The organism is Kitasatospora sp. NPDC056800 (assembly GCF_042789775.1).
Lineage (GTDB): Bacteria > Actinomycetota > Actinomycetes > Streptomycetales > Streptomycetaceae > Kitasatospora.
This window is the reverse complement of sequence record NZ_JBHUAL010000326.1, coordinates 1-6,065: the sequence shown is the minus strand read 5'-3', so window position 1 is coordinate 6,065 and position 6,065 is coordinate 1. Positions and strand designations below refer to the sequence as shown.

Annotated in this window: 4 protein-coding genes; 2 read left to right on the top strand and 2 right to left on the bottom strand. The window is 73.3% G+C overall.

Annotated elements, in window-relative coordinates:
• Window positions 1-97: 97 nt before the first annotated feature.
• Entirely contained in the window at window positions 98-1,213 is a 1,116-nt protein-coding gene (locus tag ACFRQN_RS39385) for a S1C family serine protease (RefSeq protein ID WP_074004053.1), read from the bottom strand.
• Window positions 1,214-1,417: 204 nt separating this feature from the next.
• On the opposite strand from ACFRQN_RS39385, the gene galE reads away from it, so the two are divergent.
• Window positions 1,418-2,404: a UDP-glucose 4-epimerase GalE gene (gene galE / locus ACFRQN_RS39380; RefSeq protein ID WP_074003997.1), complete on the top strand. Its 987-nt coding sequence runs from the start codon at window positions 1,418-1,420 to the stop codon at window positions 2,402-2,404.
• Between the two features lie 37 nt (window positions 2,405-2,441).
• Here the strand turns inward: galE and ACFRQN_RS39375 are convergent, their stop codons facing one another.
• Complete coding sequence (locus ACFRQN_RS39375) at window positions 2,442-4,814, bottom strand: PQQ-binding-like beta-propeller repeat protein (RefSeq protein ID WP_074003998.1); 2,373 nt, start codon at window positions 4,812-4,814, stop codon at window positions 2,442-2,444.
• A gap of 449 nt (window positions 4,815-5,263) precedes the next feature.
• Here ACFRQN_RS39375 and ACFRQN_RS39370 point away from each other — a divergent pair, with 449 nt between their 5' ends.
• The gene (locus tag ACFRQN_RS39370; protein ID WP_049651546.1) at window positions 5,264-5,911 is read left to right on the top strand and encodes a TetR family transcriptional regulator; all 648 of its coding nucleotides are present in this window, start codon (window positions 5,264-5,266) and stop codon (window positions 5,909-5,911) included.
• The last annotated feature ends 154 nt before the right edge of the window (window positions 5,912-6,065 follow it).

Here is a 6,065-nt window from a genome sequence, read left to right as displayed (position 1 = left end):
CGTCGAGGCGAAGACGAGGTCCCGGCGCCGTTCCGGTACGGCACCCGGCCCGCTGAACCCTTGCGCGGCGTGCGGCCCGGCGTCCCCGTACCGGGGCTCAGGGGGAGGAGGTCTGGGCGCCTTCCAGTTCGCCGAGGGTGACGTCGGCGGTCTTGCTGCCGCCGTCCCGGGTGTAGGTGACGGTGACCTTGCTGCCCGGGGTGAGCGAGGCGAGCGCGGTGGTGAGCGCGTTCAGCGAGTCGACCTGGGTGTCGCCGATCCTGGTGATGACGTCGCCGGCCCGGAGCCCCGCCGAGGCCGCCGCCCCGCCCGGGGTGACCGCCACGATGACCGCGCCGGCCGGCTGGAACTGCTGGTTGAAGCTGGTCCGGGCGGTGATGCCGAGGGCGGCCCGGCCGGAGTTGGTCACCTTGCCCTGCTTGATCAGCTGGTCGGCGATGTTGGTGATGGTGCTCGCCGGGATGGCGAAGCCGATGCCGGGGGCGGCCGCCCCGTTGCTCTGCGGCTCGGTCGCGGCGAGCGTGTTGATGCCGATCACCTTGCTGTCCAGGTTCACCAGCGCGCCGCCGCTGTTGCCCGGGTTGATCGCCGCCGAGGTCTGCACCATGTTGCCGATGGTGGCGCCCGGCGAGCCGGGGCCCTGGGGTTCGGAGACGGTCCGCCCGGTGGCCGAGACGATGCCCTGGGTGACGCTGCTGGAGAGCCCCAGCGGGCTGCCCATGGCGAGGGTGATCTGGCCGAGCTGGACCTTGCCCGAGTCGCCGAAGCTGGCCGGCCGGAGACCGCTCGGCGGGTTGTTCAGCCGGATCACCGCGAGGTCGGAGTCGGGGTAGCTGGCGACCAGGCCGGCGTCCAGCGTCGTGGTGCTGTTGGCGAGGGTCACCGTGAAGGTCTTCGCGGAGCCGACCACGTGGGCGTTGGTGACGATGTCGCCCTTGTCGTCGTAGACGATCCCGGAGCCGAGGCTGTCGCCGGTGGTGATCTGCACCACGGAGGGCAGCACGTTGGCGATCACCGCCTGGTAGGCGTCCTGCAGCTGGGTCCCGCCGTTCGACTGGCCGGACGCCGCGGAGGCCTGGGTGGAGCCGGGGGACGAGGGCGAGCCGGTGGCGGCGACGGTGGCGGAGGAGGACGTGCCGCTGCTGCAGCCGGCCAGCGCCAGCGCGGCCGCCACGGCGACCACGGCCGCGGCCGGCAGCCGCCCGCCGGGCAGGGGGCTGGTGTGTTCCTTGCGACGGTGCACCTGGCTGCCTCCGATTCGTCACCACGCCGGGGGGCGCGGGCATGAGCGCACGGAAATCCTTGTCAGCTTTTCACCGTTTTGTCCGCTTTGTGGCTTCGACTCGCCCGAACGTGGCGGTCGGATCCGAACGCGGGTGCGCCGGAGATCCCCGAGGCGCGCCCCTAGGATCGGCACATGACTTGGTTGATCACCGGCGGTGCCGGATACATCGGCGGACACGTCGTCCGACAGCTGCTCGACGCCGGGGAGCGCGTCGCCGTCCTGGACGACCTCAGCACCGGCGACGCCTCCCGGCTGCCAGCCGGCGTCCCCCTGATCGAGGGCTCCACCCTGGACCGCGCCGCCCTGGACGCCGCGATCCGCGAGCACGGCGTCGAGGGCATCCTGCACTTCGCCGCCAAGAAGCAGGTCGGCGAGTCCGTCGAGCAGCCGTTCCTGTACTACCGCGAGAACATGATCGGCCTCCAGACCGTCCTGGAGGCCGCCGCCGAGGGCGGGGTGAAGCGCTTCCTCTTCTCCTCCTCCGCCGCGGTCTACGGCATGCCGGACGTCGACCTGGTCACCGAGTCCACGCCCTGCGCGCCGATGAGCCCGTACGGCGAGACCAAGCTGGCCGGCGAGTGGCTGGTCGCCGCGGCCGGCAAGGCCCACGGCATGTCCACCGTGGCCCTGCGCTACTTCAACGTGGCCGGCGCCGCCTCCCCCGAGCTCTCCGACGCCGGGGTGTTCAACCTGATCCCGATGGTCTTCGAGCGGCTCACCGCCGGCGAGGCCCCGCGGGTCTTCGGCGACGACTACCAGACCCCGGACGGCACCTGCGTCCGCGACTTCATCCACGTCTCCGACATCGCCTCGGCGCACGTGGCGGCCGCCAAGCGGATGGCCGCCGACCCGGCCGGCGCGACCTCCCTGGTGCTGAACATCGGCCGCGGCGAGGGCGTCAGCGTCAAGGAGATGCTGGCGGTGATCGGCAAGGTCACCGGCTACGACACCGCCGCCGAGGTGACCCCGCGCCGCCCCGGCGACCCGGCCCGGGTGGTGGCCTCCGCCGACCTGATCCACCGCGAGCTGGGCTGGACCGCCCGCCACGACGTGACCGAGATGGTCTCCTCCGCGTGGGACGGCTGGTGCAGCCGCCACCCCGGGGCCCGCAGGGCCTGATCCGACGGCGCCCGTCCGGCGGTGTCCGCCCCGCGGTTCAGCGGGCGGGCACCGCCGTGCCGTAGAAGGCGTCCAGCGCGTACACGCAGCGGTCCTTGGAGCCGACGAAGACCCGGCCGCCGACCGCCACCGGCGAGCCGGTGAGCTCGCCCTTGGTGCCGAGCTCCCAGCGCAGCTGACCGCTGGCCAGGTCCAGGGTGTGCAGCGAGTGGTCCCGGCTGCCCAGGTGCACCAGGCCGTCGGCCACCGCCGGGGAGCCGACGATCTCGCCGCGGGCGGTGTAGCGCCAGCGCTCCCGGCCGGTGGCCGCCTCGAAGGCGTACAGCACCTCGCCGTTGCCGACCAGCACCATGCCGTCCGAGACCACCACCGGGTCGGCCCCCTGGCGGCGGCCGGTGACCCCGCGCCAGCGGTCCCGGCCGGTGGCCGCGTCCAGCGCGTAGACGGTGCCCAGGTAGTCGGCCACGTAGACCGCGTCGGCGTCCAGGGCGGGCGGGGTGAACAGCACCACCGGGGCGTCGAAGCGCCAGCGCTCGGCCCCGCTGGCCGCGTCCAGCGCGTACACCCGGGTGCCGGCCGACACGTACAGCACGCCGCCGCGCTCGACCGGGTGCGAGGGCACCTCCTCGCCGACCGGGAAGGACCAGCGCAGGCCCGCGCCGCGCGGGTCGACGCAGCGCAGCCGCCCGCCGCCGTAGTAGTAGGCGGCGCCGCCCACCAGGACCGGGCCGGACTGCGGGTTCTCGAAGTCCTGCTGGGCGTCGTCGGCGCGCCACAGCTCGGCGCCGTTGGCGGCCGAGCGGAGCTGGACGCCGCCGCCCCTGATGCCGCAGCAGAGCACGCCGTCGGCGGCGGAGAGCGAGTAGACCCAGCCGTCCAGCGAGGTGCGCCAGCGCTCGGTGCCGTCCGCGGCGTCCACGGTGTACAGGTGCGGGCCGTCCGCGGCGTGCACCCGGCCGGCGTCCACCGCGAGCGCCCACGCCACGTCCCGGGTCTTGTAGCGGCGCTCACCGGAGGCGATGTCCAGCGCGTGCACCTCGAAGCTGGAGACGAACAGCGTCCCGTCGGCGACCACCGGGGTGCCCCAGACGTCGTTGGACATCCGGAACCGCCAGGGGCGCCAGCGGGCGACCGGCGGGGGCGGCGGGACGGGGGCCCGGCGGACCCAGTCGGTCGTGGCCGGGGCGGTGCTCGGGCCGGGCTGCTCGTGCTCGGCCCGCGGCCCCGGGCCTATCCGGACGGAGGCGCCGGAGAGCTGCACCTCGACGGCGCCGCCGGTGGGCGCCCGGTGCCGGTTCGGGGAGGCGATCTTCGCGGTCGGGATCTCGGCGTCCGAGCCCGGGGCGCGCTGCGGCAGGCTGTGCACCGGCCCGGCCGGCGGCTGGGCGTGCCGCCCGCCCGGATTGGTGCGCGGGTCGGCCGGGCCGGGGTGCTGCGGCGGGACGTGCGCGGGCGGCGCCTGGGGGTGCGGGGGCGGCTGGGCCGGCTCGGCGGGCGGGCGCGGCGGCTGGGCGGCCGGGCGCCGGCCCCGCTTGCGCTCGATCAGCTCCAGCGCGTGGGCGGGCAGCCAGTCCCCGGCCTCGCCGGTGGCGTCGTCCCGGGAGAAGAGGTGCGGGGCGAGCTCGGTCTGGATCTGCGCCGGGGTGGGCCGGCGCTCGGGGGCCTGCTGCATGCAGCGGCGGACCAGGTCCATCAGCTCGGGCGGCATGCCGGTCAGGTCCGGCTCCTCGCGCAGCAGCTGGAACACCGTCTCGACCGGGTTGGTGCCCCGGTAGGGCGGGTGCCCGGTGGCACAGAAGACCATCAGCGAGCCGAGCGAGAAGACGTCGCTGGCGCCCCGGACGGTGCGGCTGTCCCGGGCCTGCTCGGGGGACATGTAGGCGGGGGTGCCGACCGCGACGTTGGTCATGGTGAGCCGGGTGCTGGAGACCCCGGCCGCGATCCCGAAGTCGATCACCTTCGGGCCGTCCTCGACCACCAGGACGTTGGAGGGCTTGAGGTCGCGGTGGATCAGCCCGGCCGCGTGGATGGACTCCAGGGCCTCGGCGATGCCGGCGACCAGCCAGCGGGTGGCCTCCACCGGCAGCGGGCCGCACTCCTCGACCAGGTCCTCCAGCGAGGGCGCCGGGATGTAGGCGGTGGCCAGCCAGGGCACCCGGGCGTCCGCGTCGGCGTCCACCACCGCCGCCGTGTAGAAGCCGCCGACCGTCTTGGCCGCCGCGATCTCCCGGGCGAAGCGGACCCGGAACAGCTCGTCCTCGGCCAGCTCACCCCGCACGGTCTTGATGGCCACCCGCCGCCCGGCCGCGGAACGCGCCAGGTAGACCAGCCCCATCCCACCCGCGCCGAGCCGCCCCAGCACCTCGAAGGGCCCGATCCGCCTCGGATCGTGCGCCGTCAGCTGGTCCACTCCGCTGCCACCTCCCCGTTGTCCGCACCCGCCGCGTGGTGCCGGACCCGATTCTCCAATGCCGTCCCGCGCATATCCAACCTCCCCCACCCCCTGAAACACGTCGTCCCGGCCCGGAGGACGCCCCGGACAGGCCTCTGACCAGCGAGGACGGAACGACCGGATCCTGACGCCCGCTCCGGGGGCGGCTTGCGCTCGGGGCTCCGGACCGTCCACTTCCGGACGGCACCGCACTCTTCGGTCATCGTCACGCTCTGTCACCCGATCACCCCTCAGCGGACTCGCCGTCACGCTGTGAGATCGCAAGCACACGGGGGGGCTTCAAACAGGGGCTTCGAAGCCCGGTGAATATCCGTCCGAAGTGGTTCATGCCGCTATACCAACCCCCGTGCGGAGTAATAGTCGCATCACCGAATCGCGCCAAGATCGTGCCACGGTAAGCTGACGGCATGACAGGACAAGTTCGCACCGTCGACGGTCGCGTCGCCGGGCGACGCGGACAGGAGACGCGGCAGAAGCTGCTCGACTGCCTCCGCGAGATGCTCAGCACGTCGCCCTATCGGGACGTCAAGGTCATCGACGTCGCCCGTATGGCGGGTACCTCCCCCGCGACCTTCTACCAGTACTTCCCGGATGTCGAGGGCGCTGTCCTCGAAATCGCCGAGGAAATGGCCAAGGACGCCGACCAGCTCAAAGAGCTGGTGGCCGGAAAGTCCTGGGCAGGGAAGTCCGGACCGACCACTTCGGAAGAACTGGTCGACGGATTCCTCGCCTTCTGGCGCAAGAACGACGCCATTCTCCGAGTGGTCACGCTCGGTGCCGCCGAAGGGGACAAGCGGTTCTTCAAGATCCGCATGACGGTCCTCAACGCGGTCGCCAAGCCGCTCGCGGAGGCCGTCAGGGAACTCCAGGCGAAGGGTCAGGCCGACAAGTCGCTCGACCCGAACGCCGTGGCCGGGGCCCTGGTCTCGCTGCTCGCCTCGGCGGCCGAGCACCAGAAGGCCTTCACCTCCTGGGGCGTCAAGGTCAAGGACCTCAAGCCCAACCTCGCTCCCCTGGTGTACCTGGGCGTCACCGGCAAGAAGGCGCCCAAGTAGGACCGTCCACCGACCCACCATCCGCTCCGCGCGCAGCCCCGGCCTCCTGTCCGGGGAACGACGGACGGCGGCCGTGTCCTCGGGGGAGGTCCGCCGACGTACCGCAAGCGCGCCAGACATGCCGCTGGGCGGGCACCCGTGACAGGGTGCCCGC

Excerpts from the sequence above, each read along its gene's own strand:
- galE (WP_074003997.1), top strand. The coding sequence starts at position 1,418 with ATGACTTGGTTGATCACCGGCGGTGCCGGATACATCGGCGGACACGTC.
- ACFRQN_RS39370 (WP_049651546.1), top strand. The coding sequence starts at position 5,264 with ATGACAGGACAAGTTCGCACCGTCGACGGTCGCGTCGCCGGGCGACGC.